Raw genomic sequence first — 25,854 nt, forward strand, 5'->3', positions numbered from 1 at the left:
CAGTCGAGGCAGGAGCGATCTCTTATCCATCTCTTGTTTTATCATGTATACTCTCTCTTAAAGCATTTCTCAAAAATCAAAGGCCAAAAAGTGCATGATTAGAAAGATAGCCAAAAGACACCCTGGCTCGCTCCGCCTGTTGTTCCTGGTTCTGAGCGCCCTTAGTCTGGCGCTGGCAGCCTGGATGCTACCAACAAGCGGAGCGAGTCATCCTCAGAGCCAGGCCAATGCTGCTCCGATGGTCCAGGGTCAGCTGGTCAGCACCCCCTCGTCAGGTGGCTACCCGATCAAGGTCTTTTTCTCGCGCTACCCTGACTCTGTCACGAGTGATCCGACCGCTGTCTCGCCGGTAGAGCGCATCTCACCGACGCTTGCTGTGGGAACCTTTGCCTTGCAGATGCTCATCGCCGGACCGACCCCCAGCGAGCGCAGCGCCGGCCTCTTCAGCGAGCTGAATACCATGCTGAGTGGCCCTTCGAACTGCGCGGCACCGCTGCCGGTCGGTGGTCCAGACTTCACCCTGACGCTGAACCAGCGCGGCAGCCACAATGAGCCTGGCACAGCCACCGTAGGCTTCTGCCGCCAGCTCACCTCGCCCGGCATTGGTGCCGACGCCCGGGTACAGGCCGAGATCACCGCGACCCTGACGCAGTTCCCTAGCATTCAGAGGGTAGTGATTCTGACGCGCGATGGCCACTGCTTCGGCGACGAGAGTGGACTGGATCGCTGCTTGAGCTAGCCAGAATCAGAGGCCAGGCTGGGCGCTACGCTGCATCCAGAGAACTGCTCGCCAACCAGTGGGAGAGCTGCGCCGCACAGGCGCAGTCGCAGATTGCTTCATCTCACCACGCTGTGCTCCTTTCCTGTCTTGTACAGGGGGATCGCTTCCCTAACGCAACGCAGCGGAGCCGTCTCATCCCCTAGGGGATGGGACGGCTCCGCGTCCTCTGTACCTGTCCCCAGATGTGGTGAAATTCTGCTGAAGAGAGCGGGGCTGGCGCTCCTCAGCCTTCGGACCGGGGCTCCGGGCCGAGGAGCGCCGCCAACACCCCCGCGGGCAAGGACGACCCGAAGGAAGAAGCACAATTAAGGAATGACTATGCCTTGTAAGATCACTGGCTGATGGCGCGTATAGTCCAGCTCGTCGCCCTGCTGCACACCGGCTGGGGTCAGGGTGTCCATGACCTTCGGCACCGTGCCCGGATCAACGGTGCAGTGCGGGTCGCTGCTGGCCGAGGCGCAGACGCCGAAGGTATAGGGGCCAGGCGTGCTGGTGAAGGCGCGCGCCTGATCCGGCTGAAAGCCATCCTGGCCCGCCAGGGTGACCGTGAAGCCCCAGCCGGGTCCGGGCTGACCAAGGCTGGCCTTTGGGATGCTGAAGGTGATAAAGTGCGAGATGCTGTTTGCACTGATGCTGACGCTGCCCAGGGTCGTGCCCTGCGCGTCGATGTAGCGCTGCCCGAAGCCCTGGACCTCGATGAGCCGGCTCCAGGCCGCCGTAGCGGCAATGGTATAGTTGCGCTGCGGGAAGGATGGCGCCGTCGAGGCGTCGCTGGGGGCGGCATTCGGATCGTGCACGTAGACATCGATGAGCTGGGCCCCAAGCGGGCTGCCAAAGGTCGGCGTCAGATCGCGCACCTTCAGCTTGAAGACAATGCTGTCGCCGCTGTCGATGACGCGAAACTCCAGGATGTCGAAGGCCCCAGCGTGGAAATCAGCAGCGGTCGGGTAAGCGTAGTTGCCCGGTCCGTTGTCGTCTCCCGCAGGATCGCTGACGTCGAGCAGCACGGTGCCTGGCGTGTAGTCCCAGACGATGGTTTCTGTGGCATGGGCCGTGGCCCCCTGGGGACTGACAGCGACCACGGTGATGACGGTGGTGCCACCACTGATGGGCAGCTGGACGCTGAAAGTGCCGTCCGCCGCGGCGACCGTGCTCACGAGCGTTGTCTGGCTGTTGTTATCGGTATTGGTGCCAGCTACGTAGATCCTGTTGCCCGGGGCCGAGCTGCCGCGCACTGTTACCGGTGAGCCATCAACTGCCGTCAGGTCGCCGGGGGCGGCAATGCTCAGCGTGGTCTGGATCGGATGCTGTAGCACATAGCGGGCGTAGGTCGCGGCGGGTCGCTCCAGCAGGGTGTGAGCGCCCAGGTCGAGGAAGAGGCGCACAAAAGCCCCTTCGGCCCAGGTGAGCGGCGAGGCCGAGCCGGCGGGATGGCCATTCTGGAAGCCGATGGAGGCCACGGCCGGATCGGTACCGTAAGGCGAGGGGGCCAGATCAGGCAGCTCCCAGTCTTGTTCAGGGATGAGGCCCACGCCCGAGGCAAAGCGCTGCATGGTGGCCAGTAGCTCGCTCGCCATCGCCAGATTGCCATTGGCCAGAGCGTACTCGCCGCGCTCCTCGCTCAGCACCGGCCAGACATGACCCGTGCCGACGCCAGAGGGGGCCCAGGGATACCCATTGCTGGCAGCATCGCCGTAGCCGTCGCCGTTATAGCGATGCCAGCCCGGTCCGCTATTTGTCTGGCTCTTGATGGAGGCATCAACAACCGGCAGCGATTCGGCGATCACGGGATCGCTGGCCGGCTTCAGTCCGAGGCGGACCAGCTCCAGGAAACCGGCGTCGATGACGCTGCGCTGATCGAGGGTCGGGCCCCCATTGCCCAGGTTATAGCTGACGGCTGCGTTGGGATCGCCGGTCTTCGACAGGCGGATATAGTAGGGATGATTGGCCAGCGGGCCAGTAGTGGTCACGGTCCAGCGCTCGAGGGAGCGCTGCCAGTCGTCGGCGACTCCCAGCCAGAGCCGCGCATTGGCCTCATCCCCATTGGCGTGGGCGATCTGGGCCGCTGCCACCAGACCGGCGATCTCGGCGGCGATCGTCGAGGGCGAGTAACCGCTCTGTTCTTCCCAGCGCTCCACACCGTAAGCCGGGCCGTGGCTCATCACAAAATAGGCCGCTGGCTTGATGTGATGCTGATAGAGATCGGCATTGGTCATCTGGAGCTGATAGGCCATCAAGGTTGGATAGCTGGCCTCATCGAGCTGGGTGCCGAAGGAATCGGGAGCAAGCTGACCGTTGAGCAGGCTATTGCGCGGCATGGAGCCGTCGGGGCGCTGCTGACGGTAGAACAGGAAGGTGACGGCGTCGCGGGCCGTCTGCAGGTCGCCATCCAGGAGCAGGCCGGTCCAGGCTTCGTAGAGGTCGCGAGCGAAGACCTCGCGATAGGAGCCGAAGAAGAGATTGTTGGGATCACCGGCGGAGACAGCCTGTCCCCAGGGTGAAGCCAGGCTGGCAACGATGGCCCCGGGAAAAGTCTTGTCCTCGGAAGCCTTGATGACGTTGGCGCTCAGATAGTATTCACGCCGCAGCGCCTGCCATTGGGCGTCATCGAGACCCGGCAGACGCGGCGCTGCACGCAGCGCAGCATCATAGCGCAGCCAGCCGGCAGCATAGTCGGCACGCAGGCGCGCAAAGGGAAGACTCAGCGAGCTGCGCGCCGCCTGCAGGGCCGCCGTGCGCGTAGTGCCAAAGCCCAGGACGACCGTTAGCTCGGCTCCGTGACTCAAGTCCAGCTGGGCCGTCTGCACCACGTTGCCGTTGTCAGCTTCGTCGTAGATCTGCGTCAGGGCGTGAGTCTGCTCAAGCTGCACCAGGCCATCGCTGCCTGCCCCGAGGAAACCGTTACTCACCTGCAAGAAGGGTCGCGAGGCGGCGAGGGCCGCATAGACCGGCACAGCATAGCTGCGATTGGCGGCGTTACTATGGGTGTTGGTGTCGAAGGCCACTGGCAGCGGCTGGCCGGTCGAGGTATCGGTCAGGGCACTGTCAGCTCCGCCATTACCGGAGCCGCCGCCCCCATTGCCGTTGATCGTCGGATCGAAATACAGGTAGAGATGATAGTCGCTCAGGCTGCCAGCCAGGGGCGTAAAGCGCAGGTGCATCACCACGCTGTTGCGCGCCGGGTCCGTCAGATAATCGGTCACGATGCGATAGCGACCGCTGCGAGCCGTCGTGATAACGCGACAGTCGAGGGCCGCCCCATCGAGCAGCTGCACGCTATAGGTGGTATCGCGTGTTTGCAGATCGGTAAAGGTCTGCCCATCGGTCACAATATATTGCAGGGCCTTGACATTGGTATTATCGATAGTGGGGAAATAGACATCGCTGAGCACGCCGTCGGCCAGGGTAAACCAGACCTTTGAGGTGGTATTGCGGGCCGTGCCGACGCAGTCCTTGCGCGCCAGGTCGAAATAGGAGAGCGCGCCCGGCCCATCGGCGGCTACACGATAGGGCTGGCGGACCTGGGCGCTGGCAGAGCCGCCAGGGAGGACCAGCAAGAGCGCACAGCAGAGTAGCGCGAGGATCAGGCGCGTCGGTGCCGGCTGCCTCAGCCAGGCATCATAGCCGGAACTGGCGTTCTGGCTCCTTCCATACATCAGACGCTGCATGCGTCGAACCTCTTTGGCAATCATAGCAGCTTTCACCTTCTAGCGGAGGCGGGAGCTGCACCATCCAGGTGCCTCTCTCTCCTCCTGGCCGTTCTTTCCTCTGCCCTTTCCTTCCCTGCTCCCCACTGAGGCAGTTTTCTGCTGGAAAGACATAGTTGCAAGAATCATGCCCATTTCTGTGCTACACACAGCACACAAATGGAGCGGCCTGGAGGGCAGGCCGCTCTCTGACAGTGCAACCTACCAGCCGGGCTACGGACGCTCTGACGCCACTGGCTCTCAAGACAGTTTTTTCATGCTTATTACTTCTTACTACAAATATTCTTCATCCCAACAATAACTAGATAAAAATACTTATATTCTATTCATTGACAATTGCCAATATACCGAACATATATATGTTTGTCACCGTTGTGCTAGGCAGAGCGAATGGTAGAGGAATTGTCGCGCAAGCATTTCCGCGGAGAGGAGAACAAGTATGCAATCGTGGCCGACGGCAGGAGCAGCGTATCCGCCGGAGGGATCTGGCGCGACGGGGCACACTCTCTGGCAGCAGCTGCCGCAGCGAGGCGGGTGGCTACTGCTGCTCAACGTGCTGTACGGGCTGGCCGCCCTGCTGGCTCTAGTGGCGAGCCTGGTCAGTGTCACCCTGGGCCGAGAGGCCAGCCTCAGCATTATTCTTTTTGGCCTCCTGAGTCTACTCCTTTTTCTGCTTGTGAACATCCTGATACTAGTCACCGATGGCCCCCGTTTCTGGAGTTTAGGAGGAGAATCAGCGTGGACAGCCCGCAGTTGGGACCGCAGGCTGCTGACAGGAGCGCTCTATCTGCTCCTCGCGATCATGCCTCTGGTCTATCTGCGTCAGGCCACACGCCGCTACCTTGAGGCAGACGAAGCCACCCAGGGGAGAGCGCAGCTACAAATCTGGCGTGGCTGGGGAGCGAGGCAGCGTCTGGCCTTTGGTGTCGGAGGAAGCATCTTGCTACTCATCTGCGCCCTCTGCTCCTGCCTGGCGGGCATGCTGAGTCAGAGCCTCATCCAGGCAAGCATGCCCTCGGCCTCGCCTACGGTCTCGTCGGAGAACCGCGCCGTCTCCCTGGCAGCTTCGCCGACTGCTGGCAGCACTGTCACCGTCAGCAGCGCGACCCCGACCCCAACAACAGCACGCAAGCCGGGCGCGACCGTTGCTCCGACTCGTGCGCCAACGCCTACGCCCAAACCGACCCCAACCCCCACACCTACACCATCGCCTACCCCTACGCCTACACCATCACCTACCCCTACGCCTACACCTACACCTACACCATCGCCCTCACCTACTCCTTCACCTGTACCCACTGAGGCACCGACACCGACGCCTACACCGACGCCTACACCATCACCTACACCCGCGCCTACCGAGGCACCGACGCCCACCCCCTGCCCTGGCGTCAACTGTAATCCCTGGGGCTACAACTTCGACCCCACCAATGGGAGCCTCATCTACTCGCCTCCCGCCGATTTTTGCAGCTACTTTGACTGCATCTCCAGCTTCTGGAAAGGCAAAGGCTATGTCGTTGAATGCAACGACGGCATGTACAGCAAATCGGGTGGTCTCCCAGGGGTCTGCTCCGATCACGGCGGCGTCTGGCGCCCCCTCTACGCCCATTAAAGGGTCAGGGATAGACGCAGCGATCTCCTCCGGAGCCCTCGAAGCCGGCGGCTAGCGTGGCATAGCCGTCGGCTTTTTCTACTGACAAGGCTGCCGCTCCTCCAGATAGCGAGAGCCTGCTCTCCATCAGCCCGCAGACCACTCGCCGGGCAGCCGCTGGCAGGGCTGCCTGTAAAGCCAGTATAGGCCCAGTTTCCGTTTTTCTCGAACAGGTTAAGATCTATATATTGAAATTCAATAGATTTATATGACAGAATATTACTCCCCCGAGAAAGCAAGGGAGCATATTCACTGTAAAGCGAGGAGAAAGGCAGTATGGAACCACCAGCCGAAGCGACCCCTGTAGTTCCTGGTAGCCCTGGAGGCCGGCGCAGAGTACTATTATTGATCGCTTTACTATTTTCCTATTTCTTTCTTCTCTTTCTCTTTTTCATCGATGGTGGGATTACTAGCGACGTTAGTGCTTCCGGCACAGTCACTGGTCTGGGGCCTTTAGAAGTCATTGAAACGCTTTTGCTGCTGCTAATGCTGTTCACGCTCATCATCAGCGAGGGTCGTCGTCTGTTGAGCCTGGAGGGGCGGCTCAACTGGAAGCGGCTGAGCCGTTTTCAAAAGGTGCTCCTGGTGCTGGGGTATCTCAGCACCAGCATTGTGCCGATCTACCTCGTCCTGGCCCTGCGGTCGCAGCTGCGGCGTCAACAGCAAAGCCTGGGTCAGTTCCTGTGGAGCGAGTGGCAGCGCTATCGTCAGCGCTCACAACGCAGCCAGCTCGCGTTAGTGCTGGGCTGCATCTCGCTTGTCCTTGTCTGCTCTTTCTGCACGAGTGCGGCAGTGTTTAGCGAGCGTCAGGCCCTGCTTGCCAGCCTCACGCCCACAGTGGCCAGCGCTGGCCAGGGTGCCGCGCTCGCCCAGCAGCCAGCCGTCAGCGCAGTGGTCTATGGCACCCAGCTTCCCCAGGCAACGCGCCAGGCAGCCACTCCTACGGCAACGCGGGCGCTGTCGCCGACGCCCAGTCCCACACCGACACCGCGCCCTCAGCCGACACCGACGCCCAGGCCGAAGCCGACGCCCACTCCGACCCCTATTCCCTGCCCTGGCGTCAACTGCAATCCCTGGGGCTACAACTTCGAGCCGGGGGCCTTGATCTACTCGCCCCCAGCCAGCTTCTGCGCTTACTTTTCCTGCATCGGCAATTTCTGGAATGGCAGGGGCTATGTCGTTGAATGCAACGACGGCATGTACAGCAAATCGGGCGGCATCCGCGGCGCCTGCTCCTATCACGGTGGCGTCTGGCGCCCGCTCTACGCCCACTAGGCTGCCGGGTCGCTCGTCCGCTGCGTCGCGTTGGCAGGCTGGGGCTGGCTCAGCCTCAGTCGCCAACGCGGCAGCTCTCTGCTGTGCTGGTTGCCACCGTCGTGGCCGTCTCGGGTGTGGAGGAAAGCCGCTGCTCCCCCCCGGGGGTAGGAAACTTGCCGCGCGTATTCACCAGCAAGACCCCCACAATGACTATCAGTCCTCCGAGCAATTCGAGCAGTGTGGGAGCCTCGTGCAGCCAGAGCCAGGAGATTGCCAGGGCCAGGAGCGGGGAAATATTGAGAAAGCTGGTGGCCAGCGAGGCTGGCAGGCGAGCCAGAGTGAAGGCCCAGGTACCGTAAGCGATGGCCGCTGGGAAGAGGCCCAGATAGACCACTGCCAGCGTCGCCGCCGGCGTGGCCTGGGGCCAATCGTGCAACAAGGCCGGTGCAAAGGGCAGCATAAAGAGCGTTCCAGCCCACATCGTGTAGGCCGTCATCTCGCTGCTGCTGTAGCGCTGCATGTAGCGTTTCTGAACGATGAAGTAGACGCTTTCGCAGAGCGAGGCGAGCAGCACCAGTAGAGCGCCGGGAGTGAAATGGAGGCCCTCCTTGCCGCCCAGCGAGATAATGGTGACGCCTGCGACGCTGATGGCGATTCCCAGCCAGCCCCAGAGCGTCAGGCGTTCGCGCAGTACGAGCAGGGCTAGCAAGGCCGTGAAGCAGGGGACCGAGGCTACCAGGAAGCTGGCCGTGCCGGCGTTGACGGTCAGCTCACCGAAGGTCAGGCCAGCGTGGTAACCGGTGATGCCTATCAGGCCGAGCACAAGCAGGCCGGGCAGGTCACGCCAGGCCGGCAGGCGCATGCGCGTGAGCAGGGCATAGAGTGCCAGGGCCAGCGAGGCGACGAGAAAACGCAGCAGGATGAGGGCACCGGGCGAGTAGCTCTGCAGACCTGCGCGAATGCCAGCGAAGGCTGAAGCCCACAGCAGCAGAGTGACGATCAGCGAGAGGGCGGCGCGGGCATCGCCTGGTTTAGTCGAATGCATCGTTGCAACCTCTATTCTCAATACCAATAGCGGTAAGTGTAACCCAGGCACGCGCTCCTTTTCACCAGCCAGGCGCCAAAGAGGAGGCCGGCCAATGCCGCTCATACTGAGTGCAGCAGTGGGAATGAGAGGGCTGGCCAGGCTGAAGTTGGTTTTTGTTCATACTTTGCAGTGGGTTGAGCAGCAAGCAGCAGCGCTCATGGCGATGGGCATCGCTTGCTGAAGTGCTAGCAGCTCTGCGCAAGTGCGGTAATCCATTTGCACAATCTCTGCGTATCCTTCTCACGAGGCGGAAGCGGGTGGCCAGGGAATGCTTTGCCGCTCTGGTTTCTCAGCAGTGACGGCCCCATCCCGGTTCGGTGAACGGGCGCACGCCGTTCCCCTTCCTGACCATCGCGCGCCGCCTTGCTGTTGGAGAAGCCCGGCCCAAGAGCCAATGGGTCAGCCAGCCGGTCGTGTTGTCCCATCAATCCAGAGCAGCCCCTCATGCAAGGGGACACGATGCTTGCGATTCTGCCATTTGACATTGCGAGCGCGCAGCGGCTCAAAGCGCCAGGAGTGGAAGCCGTTGGCCAGGGCCAGCCCACCAAGCCACTCCTCCACTGGGACATGAACACCATAGGGGGCGGAGTCCCCTATCACCAGGCAGACCAGTCCCCCCGCGGCGGTGACACGGCGTAGCGCCTGCCAGCTACGGGCCATATCCAAAAAATAGGCGGCGATCATGGTATGGTAGGCTTTTCTGCCGCCATGCAAGAGCCGCTCCTCCTCCAAGCGCGCGCAGGTGGCCCGCAGCTCTGGCTGTAACGGGGCCAGCAGCGGATCAGCCAGCAACTGATCGGTCTCCTGCACCAGGGCACTGACGTGCTGAGTACAGGAGCGAATCAGATGGCGACGGACCGCCAGCTGCAGATCGCTCCAGCGTTCGATCTCCCCAAAAAAGCAGAGTTCCAGACGGGTGGCATCGGCATAGTCATAGTTGTTGGCATAGGGCGGGGAGGTAATCACCAGCTCGGCCCAGCCGGCAGGCACTCCCTCGCAGGTGCGCGCATCGCCTCGCAAGACCTTTGCTTCTCCATCGCGAGCCTGACGCTGCCAGCAGCGCATGTCTTCAGCCATCAGCTCAACCCGGGAGAGAAAGGCCTCAAAAGGATCAGCAACCTGGGTTTTGGTCTTAGAAGGCAGGACATATTGCCATTGGGCCGTTCCTACCGAGGCACAGGGACGCAGAATAGCGGCCAGGGCCAGCCAGAGGAGTGCGGAGAGTGTCGCAGGCCAGGCAGACACCTGCTCCTGCCAGGCCCGTAGCAACTGCCTCAGCCGCTGGAGCGTCTCAGGCCGATAACATCTGAGCAACAGCTCAGGCAGCTCCTCGACAGTCGTCGGCAACGTCCGAGCCAGAGCCAGAAGATCGGAGGCAGCTTGTCGCAGCAAGGAGGCCTCTTCTCGCCAGTGCAGCTTCGCCTCCGCTACTCGTACGAGAAAGGGATGGGCCTCCAGACCCACAGCCTCCAGGCCAGCATATTCGGCTTCAAGCAGCACCGTTCCCGTGCCGCAGAACGGATCAAGCACGTGCCTTCGGCCCCGGTCGCGCTCACGCTGCAGAAGCTGACGCACCCAGAGGGCCGAGAAGCCAGCAGGATAACGAAACCAGCGATGTACAGGCAGGCTCAGATTGTCGGCAAAGGTGCCACTGCGTTCAGGCCGCACCTCTATCGGCAGTGACGCCAGCTCGGGAAAGAGTGTTTCAGAGAAATAGCGCTCTTGTGCCTCTTGTGCCACAGCTTTCGCGACGGCCTTCCAGGTTGATGGCGACCATCCTACCACCATCCCTGGTTAGCCTTGCTCCTCTCTCAGATTCAACAGATGTGCAGCTCGTCCTTAGTCTACCACAGCGAGATCTCACCACCGGCCCGCCCTGGTCCAGCAGTACTGCGTACCACGGCTACCCCACACGGGGCCGAGGCTGCGATCCGCGCAGGCCAGCCCGGTGACCGGGCACCGGACCGGACTGCCTGCCGCCGGCCAGGCTAGGAGGGCTTCAGACCGCCTCTCCCGAGCATGGTGAGGACAAAGCGGGCCGCATTTTCAGCAGCACGGCGCTGATTCTCGGCCTTGTTCTCACGCTTATGGCCATCTCCCCAATCGCAAATGGCCTTGACGACGATCCACTCGCAGCGCTCGCGCATGGCCGCCGCATAAAGGCCAGCGCCCTCCATCTCGCCCCCGATGGCCTCTCGTTCGAGGGCCAGCAACTGCCTGAGCAGGTCGGAATGATCGACAAGCTTCTCTCCACTGAGCAGTAACCCAAAATGTGCTTGGGCCCCGGTCCAGTCGAGATCGAGATCTTGAAAACGACTCAGCAGGCGCACCGAGGCCGTAACGCGGTCTCCCCGCGGGATCAGAGCCATTGCTCCCCCATCTCCCACGCCAACACGCTGCGGCTCGTAGCTCATGAGCTGCTGTGAGACCAGAATGTCACCTAGTTGCTGCTCGCCGGGCCGCAGGCCGAAGGCGATCCCCACCATGATTACCGCCGCCGGCTTGAGAGAGCGAATGGCCTCGCTGACCGCTAGCGTCGCCCCACCAGCCCCCAGAGCCCCCATCTGTGTGCGCAGTAGCCAGGTGGCAGCCCCCCCAATCTCACCCAGCGAGTAATAGGTTTCAATGCGACTATACTGACGCTCGAAACGCGCCCCCCACTCGTTGACTGCCACCTCACGCACAGCTCGCACCTCGACATCGGTGGCCGTCACAAGCAGAACATCGCAGCGCTGAGCGGAGAGCGTCGAGCCACTGCGACGACTCTCAGCCGTCTGGCTCCCCCCAGCATGGGAGGCAGGCCCAAAAGCGGTAGCTGCCGACGCCGCCGCTGGCCCAGGTCTCTCCTGCCCTCCTTCGCCCGTAGCCAGCTCCTCAGCCAGCGCGCGAATTTGTAAGGCCAGATTTTTCAGCTCCCTTTCACGCTGCGCCGGCGGGAGGGCGTGCAGCGCTCGCCCATTGGAGGGGAAAATGACCAGATCGGCAAACGGCTCCAGCTCGTAAGGGCATTCCCGCAGCTTCACAGGAAAGAGACGCACACGCTCAGGCTCTTGCAGATAACGCGCCTGAGCAAGATCTCTCAACTCTGGATAAAGTGAGTCAACAAGCAGATCAGGACTCAAAAGAATCAAGATAATTTGCGCCTCATTCAAGCGTCGGCGCAGCTCCTCGCGAATCAGTTGCCCGGCCCGAAGCTGCCGCGGCCCCCAGTCGTTGATCAGCCCGGCTTGGCGCAGCGGGCGGAGGAAGGTCTTCAGCTGATCAAGCAGGCGCTCATCGTCATCGCTACGCGCACAGAGATAGAAGAGGTTGACAGTCACAAATCACCTCGTTTTCTTCTTCTTCTCCTTCTCACAGAGAGCCTTCATCAAGACAACTACAGTATAGCTAGAAGGTTGTCGCGCGGCAACACGGGCAGAGAGAGCAGACGACGGCCAAGGTTCAGGTGACCAGATTCCACAGTCTGCCGTGGCATTGCCCGGTTTTCCTCGCAGATCGCTCCTTCGCCTGGAACTATTGTACGCAAAAGACAGTCCATTTTAAATCTATAGCCTGTTTGTCAGTAGCGCCTGGTATCCACCCAAAAATACAGCTTGCTTGCTAACTATAATGAACAGTCTTCAAGAATAAGAATTGATGGCAACGCCATTTACAATGGAGCAAGCAGGGTGCTATTTTAGAGAAAAGGGATACTGATGAATGGCTCCATGAAAGAGGGAGGTGAATGTTTTCTATAAAATACACAAATACTAATCATAGCAACAGCGAAGCAAGTTATCCCAGAAACGATGTACAAAAAGGGATTTATCAGATATTTATAATGGTGCAGAAAGGACTGCATCATGTCATCTCAAGAGAAACAGCGTCAGCTGCGAAGGGTGCTTATTGTCACGCCACTCAGCATAGAGATGAAGGCTGTCCAGCGATACGCTCGCTCTATTCAGCGCTGGAGTCCCTCCGCAGCCAGTGCCAATGACTACGAGGTTGGTGAGTTCAAGGCGAGCGGCACACACTGGGAGATTGTTTTCAAGGAGAGCGGCCAGCGCAATACAGTCTGCTCGGTGGTGACCCAGCAGGCCCTCACTGATACCCAGCCGGAGCTGGCGATGCTGGTAGGGGTTGCCGGCGGCCTGCGCGACGTAGTGCCTGGCGATGTGGTGATACCCGAGCTGATCTACGACTACGCTTCAGGAAAAGCCGGCGAGCAGTTTCAGCCACGACCACGTACCTTCGCTCCCGACCGGGTTCTGCTCGAACAGGCACGTAGATTGGCCCGAGACACGGCCTGGCAGCAGTGGCTGCCAGCTCCGCCGGAGCGCAATCCCTCCGTCCTGTGCAAGCCTCTGGCCGCAGGAGATATTCTGATGCACTCGCGCCGTGCCTCAGTCTATCATTTTATTCGCACTTATTACGATGATGCCGTCGCAGTGGCAATGGAGGATGCCGGCTTCATGGAAGCTGCTCAGTATAACCGGACTCCGGCAATTGTGGTGCGCGCGATCTCCGACCTTCTTGATGATAAATCAGAGCGAGATGCTCAGGGCTACCAGGAGCAGGCTGCCAACCACGCTAGCGCTTTCGCTTTTGCTTTACTAGCTTCCGGCCTCCCGCCATTGGGTAACGGCTGCGCCAACAGCAGCGCACCTCGACCGGTCCCCGCTTCAGACTGCGCAGCGCTCGCTCTCTTGCAGGAAGATCTGCCGCACTATGAAGAGGAGCTAAAAGCAGCTTTGAGCCTGTTCTCAACTGCCAAAACGATTTATCCGGGTCAGTGCCGCCACTACAAAGAGTCGCTTGATAAGTTTGCTACCGCGGTCCAGCAAGCCATTGGCAAGCTGCCCGACGACTACGCCCTCTCTTTGCGCCTTGCCAATCTGGGAGACGCTCTGCTGCAGCTCCAGCAGGCCGCTGAGCGCTTGCGCCAGTGCTGTCCCCCCGGCGAATCGTCACAGGAACAGCGCGCTTACCAGCAGGCTCTCCGGCAAATCTGTCAGGCCCTTCAGAAAGTCCTGACCTGCCTGGAGCACCTGCACGAGTCCCTGGACAGGCGCCCCCCTTGACCTTGAGTAACAGACACTCCTGGGCTATAATGAGGCCCGTGGCCCTGGCGTGGGATGGCCCACGCTGGCCCTGGCTCACGAGGGTTATCCCCGGGAGACTCAGATGTGGTGAAATTTTCATGGTAAATGAGTCGGATGTCATCTTTTCCCGAGGCCAGGAGCATGCAGAAGAGCGGACGCGCCGTTACCTGCGCGGAGTAAGGGGTTGTATCGAAGAAATGCGTGCGGTCTTCCTCTATAGGGTGAATCTACATGAGATCGGTATTGCCACCCTGCAGCGCTTCGAACAGGAGCTGCGCGGTATCCATGAGCAGCTTGATACAGATCCCACCCTGAAGGCCGCCCTCCGCAATGTCGACGCAATCATCGCCGCTATCCAGGATGCTAAGACTAGCATCTATCTCGCTATCGATCTGCAAAATATGCGCCAGACGTACGAGAATCGGAAGCGGCTCTACCAAGAATATAGAAATATCGCTCATGCACTCACCTACGCCCTCGAAGACCTCCTGGCTATTCCCCCACGTTGATTTGAATGTTTGTTCAAATATTTTTTATGCCTTCTTTATGCCCCCCTGTGCTAATATAATAGTGGCGATGGCTTTCGCTTTGTCGATAAAGCAAGCATGCTGAAAACAAAGAGCGTGGCTCGGGGCGTGAGATTCTTCTCTTATAGAGAGAGGCCGAAGAGGAAATTGGCAGGTTTCTGCGTCTATATGAGTGATGTGATCAGTCCGCTCGGGAAGAGTCAACCTGAAGCAACTGGATAGGTTCCTCTCCCGCCACCCCTACCCAAGCAGAGGATCTCAGTCACGAGAGGAGGGAGGTTCGCTTTGAATGATACTGTTGGCAGGCCAGCGGAGCTGTTCGCCGCCCCAACGACGAGGCACTCGCTCGACCAGTTCCGCCAGACCCTGAATCATTATTTCGCTGTGATTGGGCAGCAACAAGAGGCACTTTTGTTAGAGTACCTTGCTCTGCGGAGCCAGGCCTGCCTCCGACTGGATCAGTGCCTGCGCCTGCAGCGCCTGCTAAGCCAGTATCACGAGCAGCTTCTATCGTTCCGTGGCCTGTTGGAGCAGCCTCAGCAGCTCCCCGATGAGATCGTCCCTCGCCGCTATCTGCCCCTGCTCTTCCTACACAATGCCGAGAGTCAGACGCGCCATCTGCTCGATCTATTGATAATGCTCCCGCCCGTTGAGCAAGAGCGCGCTCCAGCCCGACAGCGCCAGCGCCAACTACAGACCTTCCTGCAGAGCTGGGAGCAACTGCTCCATTCCTCCGAGGAGCTGACCTTTCATACGCGCGCGCTCTGTGACCAGACGCGCTTTCTCCTGCGCCGTCTCAGCTGCGAAGTGAGGAAGGATACTGCCCCCCAACCGGCTGATGGCGATCAGGCTGCTTCAGATCGCTCAGATGCCGCTCATTCTTCAGATCAGTCTGCTGAGCCATCCTCACCCGTTCCACCTGACCAGTACGAGCGCCAGTCTGGCCCGGATACTCAAGAGCGCTAGGCGCCAGGGCCTGCCCTTGCATTGGGCAGGCCGGCGCGCGACAATAAGAGATATGGAGTACCGCACACTTGGACGAACTGGCTTACGGGTCTCACGCCTCTGTCTGGGCACCATGCAATGGGGCTGGACGGTCGATGAGCCGACGGCCTTTGCGCTCATGGATGCCTTCGTTGAGCGCGGAGGCAATTTCTTCGATACCGCCGACTTCTACGCGCGCTGGATTCCAGGCAAGCGCGGCGGCGAGTCCGAGGAGATCATCGGGCGCTGGCTGCGCGCGCGCGGCAACCGCAGCCAGGTGGTGATTGCCACCAAGGTCTATCATCCGATGGGTGAGGGTCCGAACGAGCGCGGCCTCTCGCGTCAGCATATCATAGAGGCCGTTGAGGATTCGCTGCGTCGCTTGCAGACCGACTATCTCGATCTCTATCTGGCCCACGCCTTCGACGCGGAGACGCCGATCGAGGAGACGCTGCGTGCCTTCGACGATCTGCAGCGCAGCGGCAAGGTGCGCTATATTGGCGCCTCCAATTATCCGGCCTGGCGCCTGGTCGAGGCCCTCTGGTGCGCGCGCTACGAGCGTACGGCCCGCTACGAGGTGCTGGAACCACACTATAACCTGGTGCATCGCGCCGAGTTTGAGCAGGAGCTACAGACGATCTGCCTGCAGTATGGCCTTGGCGTGATCCCTTATAGTCCCCTGGCGGGTGGCTTCCTCGGCGGCAGCTACCGCCGCGGCGAGGGCCGCCAGAGTGCGCGCGCCGCCGCTGTCTTGGGACGCTACGATCAAGAGCAGGCCTGGCGCACCCTGGAAACTGTGCAGGCCATTGCCGAAGAGACCCAGGCTACGCCCGCGGCAGTGGCCCTGGCCTGGCTGCTGGCGCAGCCGGCGGTGACCGCGCCGATCATCGGCGCCAGCCGGCCAGCTCATCTGGAGGACGGCTTTGCCGCTCTGACGCTCCAGCTCGCGCCGGAGCAACTGGCTCGCTTGAGGACAGTCTCACAGGGCCTCTAGTCTGGCCTGTTCTCCGCTTGTCGCTTTGCCGCGCCAGCCAGCGTCAACCGGGCAGGCACCTGTATGAGAGCCACCTACCAGAACAAGAGGGCAGGCCCTGGTCTCACCCCGCGCCTCGCCGTCCTGCAGCTCGTTGCCCGACTGGGTAGCCAGCTACAAACGGCAGCCAGGCCAGTGGATACGGGAATAAGACGAGGGCCTGCCTTGCTCTACTGCGCTTGCTTCTCTTCTTCTTTCTCAACAAGCAGGGAGATAGACCGTTCCCCAGTGAAGGAGGCTCTGCTCTGCGCTCTTCAGGTCTCTTCCGGTTTCTCAGCAGTGGACTCCGATGGCCTGCCCGGTCTTTCCTCGGCGCTTCCTATTCTGCTTGTCGGGATCTGATCTTAGCCGCGACCGACGCCGCTGCTGGTCACAAAGGGGACGCGCTGTTCGACGCCGGCGTCTTCGGTGCTCACCTCATGATAGCGATAGCTGTTCCCTTCGGTGGGACTGAGATAGCCAGCGTCCTGGACCACCTGGGGGGCATCGGCCACTGCGGCAATGAGCACAGGCGTGAAAGCCCAGTTATCGGCAGGGCTTAGGCCGCCGATGACGCGCCCGAGGGCGCGATGCTCAGCCTCGATACAGGCGATCTGCCCGGCCACCTGAGCGAGATCGGGCCGCCCCATCGCGGCAAACTCTTTGATGGCCGCCAGGAAGGCCGAGTCAAAGACCCCTTCGAGCTGCTGCTGGGTCTCAATAAAGGTTTTGAGGTCGCTGAAGGTCTGGGCCCCTTTGGGGAAGCTGAAGGTGTCCGCCAGCGACTGGCCTCCGTTGGCCGTGAAAAACTGCTGGTGGATCTGCTCTTCGACCAGGGCCGCCTTGAGATAGGCCAGGTCGTCGCCGCTGAGGCCTAGCGCACTGGCATTGGCAATGCCGTTACTGTAGAAAGTAACGGCCAGCTGTTCGGCTGTGCGGGCAATCGAGAGAATCTGCGTGACGGCATCATCAATGGTGACGAGCCGCTCGGCCAGCGCTCCCTGAGCCCGCACCACCAGCGGCCTGGCGCCGCTCTCAAGCAGAGCCAGACCACTGGCAGCTAGCCCCAGGCCCACCGTGGCCCGCTGGAGAAAGCGACGACGCCCTTGCCGCCCTTGCACCTTGCGTGGAGAGCGACGATCGATAGAGGTCTGCATGGCGATGGACTGATCCTTTCTATAAAGCTTGAGCGAGAGATGGCTCGCGTTTTCCGGTTACCTCCACAATCCACCGCCTCCTCTCCTCACAGTTCCACTCTAGCAGGCTCTCTAAGAAAAGAATCGGCATCCATCGATTCCAGCCAGGGGCGCAGGGTGCGAGGTCAGGTCAGGTCAGGTCAGGGACGCGGCGGCAGCTCCCGCTCGTCGCCGTAGAAGAGGGCCAGCGTCAGGCCAAAGGCCAGATGGCGCAGGAGGTTCTGCCCAAAGGAGGGCCAGGTCGCCAGGCGCGGGAGCTGGCCACGGCGAATGAGCGGATGCAGGCGGTCGGCCAAGGGTGTGAGCCACCAGACAGAGGCCAGAAAGCCTTCGCCGAAGAGGAGTCCCTTGAGCCAGATCGGGCCGGGCAGACGCGGTCTGACCAGGGCGGCATAGATTTCGCCCAGCAGGACCCCGTTGAGCAGATGGAGGCCCCAGGCCAGGAGACGGCGACTGTCAGACCGTCTCTCTCCCCCCCCGAGCAGGCCCTCGATGAAGCGCACATCGCTGAAGCGGTTGCCGCTGAGGCGCTGATCCAGGGCCATCACAAGGCTGTAGACACCAGTGGCCAGGAGGCCGGCCAGCGCCGCCCGTCCAGGACGCCAGGTCGGTGGACGACGTTCAACAAGCTCTTGCATCGTTTCTCGCTCCTTCCCTTCTCCTCACCCGGCAGGACGTAGCCGCTCCCGCTGGTCGGCCAGCACCAGCCGCGCCGTATGCGCTCCACTGCTGAGGGCGCCGTGGATGCTGCTCGAATGCAGGTATTCGCCGGCCAGATAGAGACCCGGCTCCTCGCTGCGCGCCTCCGGCAGCTGGGCGAAGATGCCCGACGGCTGGGCAAATTGAGCGAAGGGCAGGCGATAGACGGCCAGCAAGCGCCAGTGTCGCAAGTCATGCTCCGGGAACCAGGTGGCCAACTCCTGGAGAGCGCGCTGAGCCAGACGCTCATCGTCATTCTCAGCCTGGGCCACTTCATCCAGGATGGTGACCGAGAGCAGGTGCTGCCCCGGCGGGGCATACTGCGGAACAATATTGGTGAGCTGCACAGCATGATTCATCAGGCCGTCAGGGTCACAGTTGAGGAGCAGCGCCGGCTCATTGTAGAGCGACAGCGGGCCAGCGAAGTAGAGGCAGGTGCAGCCCCGGCCTGCGGTTGGTAAGGACAGGCCGGTAAGGCGGGCCGCCGTCGGGCTATCGGTGGCGATCACGACGGCCTCGGCCTGCAGCTCCTCGCCGCTCTCCAGACGCACGCCCGAGATCCGCCCGTCCTCACGCAGCAAGGCCACAACACGCGCGCCCAGACGCAGGCTGTTCGCCGGCAGAGAGGCCGCTAGCTGGGCAGTGATCGCCCCCATACCCTCCTCCGGTAAGACAATATCGCCGCTTGCCAGCATGCGCCAGACAAAGCGCAACATGCGGGCACTGGTCTGCAGCTTTCGATCAAGAAAGATGCCGCCGAAGAAGGGGCGAGCGAAGTTGGCCATGAAGCCCTTGCGGCTGAAGCCCCAGTGACGCAGGTACAGCTCGCTGGTCTCGTCGAGTGTGGCCACGGGCCAGGCCGCCGGGCTTTCCATAGAAACCGTCTGTAGGATCGTGCGCGTCAGGCGCAGGACGCGCCACTTGTCGGCCAGCGGGATGAGGGGATTGCCGGCAGAGGCAGTCAGCCAGCCAGGCTGGCGTCGCGGATCAGCCAGGGGATAGCGCCGGTCCCCTTTGACCAGCAAGGCCCCGGGCAGGAAACGTCTCGGTCTGAGCGCAGCGAGATCCAGCTCACGCTGCACGGCGGGATAGGCTGTAAACAGGACCTGGAAGCCGCGGTCGAGCAGGAAGCCCTCGGGATGGCGATCGGTGCTGACGCGGCCCCCGGCCCGATCGGAGGCCTCCAGGACCAGGACACTCAGCCCGGCGCGACTCAGGTGGCGGGCGCAGGTCAGGCCAGCCAGGCCGGCTCCAACGACGATGATCATGGTGATGCCTCTCTCCTTTCTACACCAACACGCAGCGCGATCGCTGCGTTACCTCACCTGAATTAAGCACGTGAAGGCGCCCGGATAAGAGTCACCTCAGCCTTGCTGGCCGCTGTCCTCAACGGGCAGGGGCCTGGCAACGATCAGGCCCAGCTCTTGACGCAGGCGCAGCAGAGCCAGGTCCTTGGCTTTGCACTCAAGCATGACATCATAGTCAGACCAGGGCACAGCGGCGAGAAAGGCCCGGAAGTGGTCGGCATTGACATACTCGCTGTGGGCACCGGGGCGTTTGTGGGGGTCCTGCTCAGCGTAGTGCAGCTTGGGCCGGCGCCCGCCCCAGGTCGTCAGGATGCGCTCCCAGGGCAGGCGCTCCAGCGGCGTCTCCGCGCCACCATTGAGGGCATGATGCAGGTTGTCGACCACCAGCGGCAGGCCACTCGCCTCGCAGATCGGCAGGAGCTGCCTCACCGACCAGCAGCGCTCATCGTTTTCCAGACGCAGCCGCCGGCGCACACTCTCCGGTAGCTCCTCGATGTGAGCCAGGATGCGCCGAAGCGTGGCGGCGCGGTCGCCGTAGACACCACCGCCATGCAGAATGATATCGCCCTCGATGCCGAGTCGTTCCATGACCTCAGCATGATAGCACAGGTCGCGATAGCTACTTTCCCAGACGGGGCCGTCGGCGGAGATCAGGGTATATTGGCCAGGATGCATCGAAAGGCGCATGTTGCCCACGCGAGCCAGCCGCGTCACCTCGGCCACCCGGGCCGGGTCAAAGCGGATCTGCTCTAGCGCGACCTCGGGATGGGAGCCAAGCGGCACCAGATCAGAGGAGATGCGGAAGACGCTGATGCCCTGGGCGAGGTTCCAGCGTAGGATGGTCGCGAGGAGTGCCAGATTCTCATCGACCAGGGCCTGCAGATAGGCAGGGCCACGCTCGCGCAGCGTAGCCAGGCGCAGACTGCGCATCTTCCCCCCCAGCGAGAGATTGACGCAGGCATAGCCGAGTCTCATACTCCCCCCTCTCCACGACGCGGGCGACCAGGCTTATCGCTTACCTTCAGGCACGGCATGCCAGGTCCTCCCGCACAAGACGAGCCGTAATGGCGGCGGAGAGCAGGACGCCCGGGATGCCCGCCCCGGGATGGGTACCAGCACCCACAAAGTAGAGGCCCCCAACCTGGGCAGCGCGGTTGTGTGGACGGAAGTAGGCCGATTGGAGCAGGGTCGGCTCCAGCGAGAAGGCTGCGCCCAGATGGCTGCGCAGCTCGCTGGCGAAGTCGAGGGGCGTAAAGCGCTGCTCGTAGACGATGCTGGCGCGCAGTTCGTGCAGGCCCGCCTGCTCTTCGAGATAGCGCAGGATGCGCTCGCGAAAAGCCAGCGTCTCGCGCCGCCAGTCGACGCCGTGCCCAAGATGCGGCACCGGCGCCAGCACGTAAAGACTCTCTCCTCCCGGCGGCGCCATGCTGGCATCGGTCCGTGTCGGCGTGTGCAGATAGAGCGCTAGATCATCCGGCAGACCCTGGCCGTCAAAGAGCTGCTGGATCATCCCCCGATAGTCGCGGGGCATAAAGATGGTGTGATGGCGCAGCTGCGGATACTGCTGGTTGAGGCCGAGGTAGAGCAGGAAACAGCTCATCGAGTAGCGGGCCTGCTCCAGGCGACGCACCAGCCCGCGGGGGCGCACTTCGGCGGGGAGCAGGCGCAGATAGGTGGTGGCGACGTCGCTATTGGCCACCACCGCCTCGGCCTGCAGGAGAGCGCCGTCGGCCAGCAACACACCCCAGACCTGCCCGGAGCGCACCAGGATGCGCTCAACGGGCTGACCGCAGCGCAGCTCGCCACCCAGCGAGGTGAAGAGACGCGTCATGGCCTCGACGAGCGCATACATTCCTCCAGGTATGAAGTGAACGCCACCCAGACGCTCTAGATAAGGGACAATGCTGTAGATGGCGCTGGCCCGGAAAGGGTTCCCGCCGATGAAGAGGGGATGGAACGAGAAGACCATCCGCAGTTGCGGATGACGGAAGTAGCGCGAGACAAAGTGGTAGACGCTGCGGTGGGCCCCCAGGCGCACCAGCTCCGGGGCCACACGCAGAAAATCGCTCAGGCGCAGGAACGGCTCACCGGCCAGCTCGGCAAAGGCCCGCTGGTAGATGCGTTGCGTCGCCGCCAGGAAGGCGCGGTAGCCGGCAACGTCGCGCGCTTCAAAGCGGGCGATTTCGGCCTCGTCTGCAGCGGGATCGCCCCAATAGTCGAAGTGGTTGCCGTCGGCAAAGCCGATGCGATAGAAGGGCCGCAACGGCACCAGGGTCAGGTCTTCTTCCAGATGGCGCCCGGCAGCCTGCCAGAGGTCCTGCAGCAGCCAGGGCGCGGTCAGCAGACTTGGCCCCATGTCGAAGGTGAAACCATCAGCTCTGAGCTGGTAGGCCCGTCCCCCAGGCTGGGAACGCGCCTCGATCAAGATGACCTGGGCCCCGGCGGCCTGCAGACGAATGGCCGCTGCCAGCCCGCCGAAGCCGGCCCCAATGACAATCACTCGCGGGCGCGCGCCGCTTCCGCCTGTCGGCAGCTTGTCAGTAGTGGATGTCACACTGGAGCGACTGCTCATGAGTGCAGCATCTCCTTTCCGGGAAAGAGGCTCAGGCCCAGGCCCTGGTCGAGATCAAGCCCGGAGAGCACCCGCACGCAACTCTCGAGCGCACTCATGAATTGGGCAGTGTCGGCGTAGAGGCGACGGAAGAGGGGCGCCCCCAGACGCAGGGTCAGCGACGGCGGACGTGTCTCGCTCCAGATGATACCCGCCGGAACCACTGGAATGCTGCTGCCACTCGCACGCTCGGCCAGCTCTACAAGACGGGCCAGGCCGGGCCGGAAGGGGAGCAGGGGCTGCTCCGGGGAGCGCGGTGAGGGCTGAGGATCAACCACAGGATAGCCCTCGGGGAAGATGACCAACAGGTCGCCGCGACAGAGTAGGGCCTGGGCCTGACGCAAGGCCCGACGTAGATAGGGAGCAACCTCGCCCAGACGGTAGGCACTGATGGGAGCACCCGTCTCCTCGGGGCGCAGGCGCTCAGGACGCAAGATGACCGGCCAGCCAGCCAGAGCACAAAGCAGCTCCATGAGCCGGCGCTGCCAGGGGCTGCGCGTCCAGTCGAGGGCAACCAGAATGTGCACCGGACGCGGGATCACCCGCAAGAACAGGCAACCATCGTAGAGATGGTGATAGTGGCGCGCGGCGACAATGACCGGGCCACGGGCCGGCAGATGCTCGCCTCCCTCGATGATGATGCGCAACCGGCGACGCCAGAGCAAGAGAGCCGCCCCAACGCGCATGACCAGACGGGTAATCCTCTGCAACAGGGCCTGCCCTTCCGCTCGGCTGTGCGCTTCAAGCCCACGGTTCCCCTGTTGGGCCTGAGCCAGATCCGCGGCCAGCCCAGCCCGCTCCGAGAGCGTCGGTACAGCGGTTCCACTTCCGCGCTCGCCTCCTTCGCTGCCATCGCGGCGTAGCACCAGGGCCGCCGGTAGTATGCCCAGCAAGAGGCCCAGCAGCGGCGGCAGCCAGAGACCCACGCTCAGATCGAGGACAATGGCAAAGAGGGTATTGGCCGCATAGATGCCAAAGGGCAGCCAGGCCAGGCCCTTCAGACGGCCTTCTTCGAGATCGCTGCGCCAGAGCAGGCGACTGACCCCCATATAGAGCAAGCCAGTGACCGACCAGCCCACCAGATTTTGGACGGGCATGCCGAAGTAGGCGCCGCGTACTCCCCACTGCCAGAAGTGCAGAGGCAGCCGCTCGCTGGCCATCGCCGGATCAAGCGTCAGGTCCCAGACGGTCAGCAGGTAGGCACCCAGCAGCACAGTCCACAGGCCACGCCCTCGCTGGCCGACGCCTTGAGCGCGACGGGTCAGGAGCAGATGGGCCAGCAGGAAGGAGGAGAAGCCCATGTAGAACCAGGAGAGCGGGATCGAATAGGGAACGTGACCAAGGATCTTGAAGCCCAGGAAACTGTTGTAGGAGTAGGGGCCGAAGGGAAAGCCGGTCGAGGTGCCGATCAGCTCTATGCTGAGCGAGATCAACGTCGAGGCGGCGAAAAAGATCAGGGTGCGGCGTACCCCCACCACCCGTAGCCCAAAAAGGAGCACTGTGGCCGCCCCAAAGAGGATGTGCAGCGAACCGGCATAGTTGATGCCGAAGCTGAAGACCGAGACCAGCAGCGGGCTAAAACTCCAGAGTTCGGGATGGGGCAGAGCGATCAATAGCCCGGCGAGGCCGAAGATGAGCGCTGCCAGATGGCAAATAAAGAGCACCTTTACGGCTTTCATGCAATACCTCCAGGAGCGTTTCCACGGATGATGAGGCGTCCGCGCCAGCGATGACGACGCCGCAGGGCCTGCCGACCAAGCTGCAGCGTCACCGCCAGGTCGCAGAGCGGAGAGAGCCAGTAAGTCCAGGGCGGACGATGATAAGCACGGCGCATGCCCACCAGGGCCCCGAGACGGAGGAGCAGCAGCCCGGTATTCAAGCCCAGCATGGCGACGAGCAGCCAGGGAGAAGCCTGCCGCCCGCGCCTTCGTCGGGCGATCAGCGCACCCACCAGCAGGCAGAGCAGGGGGAGAGGCAGAGCCTGGACCAGCAAGACCTCCAGCCAGCCGAGGCAGGTATGCCAGACAGGACTGAGATGATCATGCAGAGGCAAGGAGCGCGTCCAGTTCTGCCAGGCTTCGCGCGCCGTGCGATACATCTCGACGGAGGCCAGGCTCCCCCCTTCGACGAAGGCCAGACGTCGACCGTCCTGCACCAGCAGGCGCGCTAAGGTGATGTCCTCGCAGAGCGAGTGACGCAAAGGGGCAAAGCCACCACAGGCGGCCAGAGCCTCGCGCTGCACCAGAAAACATTGGCCATTGGCCTGTACGTGCAGTCGATGGACCGGCCCCTCATAAACCGCTCCCGGAAGGCCGTAGCGGTAGACGAAGGTGGCCAGTAGCGAGGGATGGAGCAGGCCCAAAAGCGGCGCCGGTGGCAGTTCCTGCAGGGTTGCCAGACTGATGGCAGCCAGCCTGGCGCGCTGGGCGCAGGCCAGCAGCGCTCTCACCAGGCCCGGCCTCGGTCGCACATCGGCATCAATGGTCAGCACCCAAGGGAAGGTAGGAGGAAGTGCGCGCCAGCCGGTTTCCAGGCCCCAGACCTTGCCATTCCAGCCGTCAGGAATCGGGGCCGCGGAGAGCAGGCGCAGACGGCGATCGCGCCGGGCATAGGTAGAGACCAGCTTGTCCGTCCCATCCTCGGAGCCGCCATCGATGACCAGAATCAGCCCGACCTCCGGCCCTTGAGCGAGCAGGCCCTCCAGACAGGGGGCCAGGCGTTCGCGCTCGTTGAGCACAGGCACAAGCACCGCCACGCCGGCTCGGGTGGTGATGGCATCAGCATAGGGCAAAGAGAGAGCCGTCAGGCGTTGGCCGCCGGCCCCAGGCAACCAGCGGCGGATCACGCGCAGGGCCAGCCCCAGCTGTCCTGCGGAGAGCGCGCCCAGTGCCAGCCAGTCCATCCACAGTGGCCTACGGCTCATCCTCAAGGTTCACCTCCAACCCGAAAGCCCCGAGCTGCTCGCCACGGCGCCAGAGGCGATCGAGGGTCAGAGCCAGCATGGCCTCGCACAGTTTCTCCGTCAGGGTTGTATGGGCGCGCGCGCGCAGCACATCGTAGTCGCGCTGCTCAATGGCGTGCAAGATGCGCCGGTAGAGACGCCCGGCCAAGAGAATGGGCAGGCGGCGATCGGGCGGCAAGAGCCAGACCCCGGGCAGGCTCTGAGCATAGCAGAGATGGGTCCGTGCCAGCTCGTAGCGCATGAGATCGCGGAAGGCTGCATCCGGCCCCTGACCAGCATCGAGCAGCTGCAGCAAGCGAGAGCGGGAGAGTCCGAAGCGAGCCAGATCCTCCAGAGGCAGATAGAGGCGTCCTTTGCGCAGGTCGCCCCCGACGTCGCGCAAGATATTGGTCAGCTGCATGGCGATCCCGAGGCCCTCCGCCGCCGCCAGCGCCCCCTCGGAAGTCGCGCCGAGCACGTAGGCCAGGGCCAGCCCAACGGTGCCGGCCACGCGATAGCAATAGGCACGCAGTCGGGAGAAGCTGGCGAATTCCCGCGGCCACAGATCCCAGTGCAGCCCCTCCAGAAAATCCAGGAAGAGTGTGCCTGGTACCCCGTAGCGCTCTACCACCTGCGTCAGGCGGCTCCCGAGCGGCTCGCGTGGAGCCGTTCCCTGGCAGTTGGCCAGGAACCAGGCCCGCCAGGCACGCAATTCCTCGGCGATGGCACGCGGCTCCTCCTCGGGTCCACGCTCGTCGACCAGATCGTCGAGCGTGCGGAAAAAAGCGTAGAGCGTGACGAACGAGGGACGTAGCTCCCCAGGCAGGAAGCGTGCCGCGAAATGGAAGGTTTTCCCGTGGTGAGCAAGCAGGGCCTCCTCTTGGGCTTCACTCGCTGCAGCGGCGGGTACAGAACAGAGTGAGGAAGCGCCAGTAAGTTCCTCTGGAGGGCCAGCGGAAGCCGAAGACGCCCCCTCTCTCTGGAAGCTCGGTTTAACCACGCGCATAGCGGCT

The 25,854-nt window shown here is 62.5% G+C and carries 20 protein-coding genes; 8 read left to right on the forward strand and 12 right to left on the reverse strand.

Going from position 1 to position 25,854, the window contains the following annotated elements; genetic code table 11:
- Positions 1-94: 94 nt before the first annotated feature.
- Positions 95-739, forward strand: a complete 645-nt coding sequence (locus N688_RS17120) for a GerMN domain-containing protein (protein ID WP_156025483.1) — start codon at positions 95-97, stop codon at positions 737-739.
- Positions 740-1,086: 347 nt separating this feature from the next.
- Here N688_RS17120 and N688_RS17125 read toward each other — a convergent pair whose 3' ends face one another.
- Positions 1,087-4,473 carry a glucodextranase DOMON-like domain-containing protein gene (locus N688_RS17125; protein ID WP_202901955.1) on the reverse strand — a complete coding sequence of 1,129 codons (3,387 nt, stop codon included), beginning with the start codon at positions 4,471-4,473 and terminating at the stop codon, positions 1,087-1,089.
- A gap of 454 nt (positions 4,474-4,927) precedes the next feature.
- Between N688_RS17125 and N688_RS23405 the strand changes: the two genes are divergently transcribed.
- The gene (locus tag N688_RS23405; RefSeq protein ID WP_052890418.1) at positions 4,928-6,100 is read left to right on the forward strand and encodes a hypothetical protein; all 1,173 of its coding nucleotides are present in this window, start codon (positions 4,928-4,930) and stop codon (positions 6,098-6,100) included.
- A 315-nt stretch (positions 6,101-6,415) separates the two neighbouring features.
- Entirely contained in the window at positions 6,416-7,414 is a 999-nt protein-coding gene (locus N688_RS23410; protein WP_052890419.1) for a hypothetical protein, read from the forward strand.
- Between the two features lie 55 nt (positions 7,415-7,469).
- Here N688_RS23410 and N688_RS17140 read toward each other — a convergent pair whose 3' ends face one another.
- Entirely contained in the window at positions 7,470-8,441 is a 972-nt protein-coding gene (locus N688_RS17140) for a DMT family transporter (RefSeq protein WP_081838952.1), read from the reverse strand.
- Positions 8,442-8,535: 94 nt separating this feature from the next.
- Between N688_RS17140 and N688_RS23825 the strand changes: the two genes are divergently transcribed.
- Complete coding sequence (locus tag N688_RS23825) at positions 8,536-8,664, forward strand: hypothetical protein (RefSeq protein ID WP_272945046.1); 129 nt, start codon at positions 8,536-8,538, stop codon at positions 8,662-8,664.
- A 218-nt stretch (positions 8,665-8,882) separates the two neighbouring features.
- On the opposite strand, the gene N688_RS17145 is transcribed toward N688_RS23825, so the two are convergent.
- Both N688_RS17145 and N688_RS17150 read right to left on the reverse strand, forming a co-directional pair.
- The gene (locus N688_RS17145; protein WP_052890420.1) at positions 8,883-10,271 is read right to left on the reverse strand and encodes a TRM11 family methyltransferase; all 1,389 of its coding nucleotides are present in this window, start codon (positions 10,269-10,271) and stop codon (positions 8,883-8,885) included.
- 200 nt (positions 10,272-10,471) lie between these two features.
- Positions 10,472-11,803 (reverse strand): phosphorylase family protein, encoded by a 1,332-nt coding sequence (locus N688_RS17150; protein WP_052890421.1) that lies wholly within the window; start codon positions 11,801-11,803, stop codon positions 10,472-10,474.
- A gap of 522 nt (positions 11,804-12,325) precedes the next feature.
- On the opposite strand from N688_RS17150, the gene N688_RS17155 reads away from it, so the two are divergent.
- From N688_RS17155 to N688_RS17170, 4 genes are all read left to right on the forward strand, one after another.
- Positions 12,326-13,543 (forward strand): 5'-methylthioadenosine/S-adenosylhomocysteine nucleosidase family protein, encoded by a 1,218-nt coding sequence (locus N688_RS17155; RefSeq protein WP_052890422.1) that lies wholly within the window; start codon positions 12,326-12,328, stop codon positions 13,541-13,543.
- Positions 13,544-13,662: 119 nt separating this feature from the next.
- Positions 13,663-14,073, forward strand: a complete 411-nt coding sequence (locus tag N688_RS17160; protein ID WP_156025484.1) for a hypothetical protein — start codon at positions 13,663-13,665, stop codon at positions 14,071-14,073.
- 303 nt (positions 14,074-14,376) lie between these two features.
- Positions 14,377-15,057: a hypothetical protein gene (locus N688_RS17165; protein ID WP_052890424.1), complete on the forward strand. Its 681-nt coding sequence runs from the start codon at positions 14,377-14,379 to the stop codon at positions 15,055-15,057.
- Between the two features lie 52 nt (positions 15,058-15,109).
- Entirely contained in the window at positions 15,110-16,069 is a 960-nt protein-coding gene (locus tag N688_RS17170) for an aldo/keto reductase (RefSeq protein ID WP_052890425.1), read from the forward strand.
- A gap of 383 nt (positions 16,070-16,452) precedes the next feature.
- Here the strand turns inward: N688_RS17170 and N688_RS17175 are convergent, their stop codons facing one another.
- The 8 genes from N688_RS17175 to N688_RS17210 form a co-directional block, all read right to left on the reverse strand.
- Entirely contained in the window at positions 16,453-17,244 is a 792-nt protein-coding gene (locus tag N688_RS17175) for a ferritin-like domain-containing protein (protein WP_052890426.1), read from the reverse strand.
- A gap of 179 nt (positions 17,245-17,423) precedes the next feature.
- Entirely contained in the window at positions 17,424-17,921 is a 498-nt protein-coding gene (locus N688_RS17180) for a hypothetical protein (protein WP_052890427.1), read from the reverse strand.
- A gap of 24 nt (positions 17,922-17,945) precedes the next feature.
- Positions 17,946-19,250 carry an NAD(P)/FAD-dependent oxidoreductase gene (locus N688_RS17185; protein ID WP_052890428.1) on the reverse strand — a complete coding sequence of 435 codons (1,305 nt, stop codon included), beginning with the start codon at positions 19,248-19,250 and terminating at the stop codon, positions 17,946-17,948.
- Positions 19,251-19,346: 96 nt separating this feature from the next.
- Positions 19,347-20,264 (reverse strand): UV DNA damage repair endonuclease UvsE, encoded by a 918-nt coding sequence (gene uvsE / locus N688_RS17190; protein ID WP_052890429.1) that lies wholly within the window; start codon positions 20,262-20,264, stop codon positions 19,347-19,349.
- 46 nt (positions 20,265-20,310) lie between these two features.
- Positions 20,311-21,861, reverse strand: coding sequence for a phytoene desaturase family protein (gene crtI / locus N688_RS17195; RefSeq protein WP_052890430.1), 1,551 nt, complete (start codon positions 21,859-21,861; stop codon positions 20,311-20,313).
- The gene (locus tag N688_RS17200) at positions 21,858-23,579 is read right to left on the reverse strand and encodes a carotenoid biosynthesis protein (protein WP_052890431.1); all 1,722 of its coding nucleotides are present in this window, start codon (positions 23,577-23,579) and stop codon (positions 21,858-21,860) included. Before N688_RS17200 ends, crtI begins: the two co-directional genes overlap by 4 nt.
- On the reverse strand, positions 23,576-24,823 hold the full coding sequence (locus N688_RS17205; RefSeq protein WP_081838953.1) for a glycosyltransferase family 2 protein: 1,248 nt from the start codon (positions 24,821-24,823) through the stop codon (positions 23,576-23,578). The genes N688_RS17200 and N688_RS17205 overlap by 4 nt, the downstream gene beginning before the upstream one ends.
- Positions 24,813-25,847: a phytoene/squalene synthase family protein gene (locus N688_RS17210; RefSeq protein WP_156025485.1), complete on the reverse strand. Its 1,035-nt coding sequence runs from the start codon at positions 25,845-25,847 to the stop codon at positions 24,813-24,815. The genes N688_RS17205 and N688_RS17210 overlap by 11 nt, the downstream gene beginning before the upstream one ends.
- Positions 25,848-25,854 lie beyond the last annotated feature (7 nt).

This window comes from Thermogemmatispora carboxidivorans, from assembly GCF_000702505.1.
GTDB lineage: Bacteria > Chloroflexota > Ktedonobacteria > Ktedonobacterales > Ktedonobacteraceae > Thermogemmatispora > Thermogemmatispora carboxidivorans.

What these genes read in the sequence shown, in the direction of transcription:
- N688_RS17120 (WP_156025483.1), top strand. Translation starts at nt 95, where the DNA reads ATGATTAGAAAGATAGCCAAAAGACACCCTGGCTCGCTCCGCCTGTTG.
- N688_RS17125 (WP_202901955.1), bottom strand. Translation starts at nt 4,473, where the DNA reads ATGATTGCCAAAGAGGTTCGACGCATGCAGCGTCTGATGTATGGAAGG.
- N688_RS23405 (WP_052890418.1), top strand. Translation starts at nt 4,928, where the DNA reads ATGCAATCGTGGCCGACGGCAGGAGCAGCGTATCCGCCGGAGGGATCT.
- N688_RS23410 (WP_052890419.1), top strand. Translation starts at nt 6,416, where the DNA reads ATGGAACCACCAGCCGAAGCGACCCCTGTAGTTCCTGGTAGCCCTGGA.
- N688_RS17140 (WP_081838952.1), bottom strand. Translation starts at nt 8,441, where the DNA reads ATGCATTCGACTAAACCAGGCGATGCCCGCGCCGCCCTCTCGCTGATC.
- N688_RS23825 (WP_272945046.1), top strand. Translation starts at nt 8,536, where the DNA reads ATGCCGCTCATACTGAGTGCAGCAGTGGGAATGAGAGGGCTGGCCAGG.
- N688_RS17145 (WP_052890420.1), bottom strand. Translation starts at nt 10,271, where the DNA reads ATGGTGGTAGGATGGTCGCCATCAACCTGGAAGGCCGTCGCGAAAGCT.
- N688_RS17155 (WP_052890422.1), top strand. Translation starts at nt 12,326, where the DNA reads ATGTCATCTCAAGAGAAACAGCGTCAGCTGCGAAGGGTGCTTATTGTC.
- N688_RS17160 (WP_156025484.1), top strand. Translation starts at nt 13,663, where the DNA reads ATGGTAAATGAGTCGGATGTCATCTTTTCCCGAGGCCAGGAGCATGCA.
- N688_RS17170 (WP_052890425.1), top strand. Translation starts at nt 15,110, where the DNA reads ATGGAGTACCGCACACTTGGACGAACTGGCTTACGGGTCTCACGCCTC.
- N688_RS17175 (WP_052890426.1), bottom strand. Translation starts at nt 17,244, where the DNA reads ATGCAGACCTCTATCGATCGTCGCTCTCCACGCAAGGTGCAAGGGCGG.
- N688_RS17180 (WP_052890427.1), bottom strand. Translation starts at nt 17,921, where the DNA reads ATGCAAGAGCTTGTTGAACGTCGTCCACCGACCTGGCGTCCTGGACGG.
- N688_RS17185 (WP_052890428.1), bottom strand. Translation starts at nt 19,250, where the DNA reads ATGATCATCGTCGTTGGAGCCGGCCTGGCTGGCCTGACCTGCGCCCGC.
- uvsE (WP_052890429.1), bottom strand. Translation starts at nt 20,264, where the DNA reads ATGAGACTCGGCTATGCCTGCGTCAATCTCTCGCTGGGGGGGAAGATG.
- crtI (WP_052890430.1), bottom strand. Translation starts at nt 21,861, where the DNA reads ATGAGCAGTCGCTCCAGTGTGACATCCACTACTGACAAGCTGCCGACA.
- N688_RS17200 (WP_052890431.1), bottom strand. Translation starts at nt 23,579, where the DNA reads ATGAAAGCCGTAAAGGTGCTCTTTATTTGCCATCTGGCAGCGCTCATC.
- N688_RS17205 (WP_081838953.1), bottom strand. Translation starts at nt 24,823, where the DNA reads ATGAGCCGTAGGCCACTGTGGATGGACTGGCTGGCACTGGGCGCGCTC.
- N688_RS17210 (WP_156025485.1), bottom strand. Translation starts at nt 25,847, where the DNA reads ATGCGCGTGGTTAAACCGAGCTTCCAGAGAGAGGGGGCGTCTTCGGCT.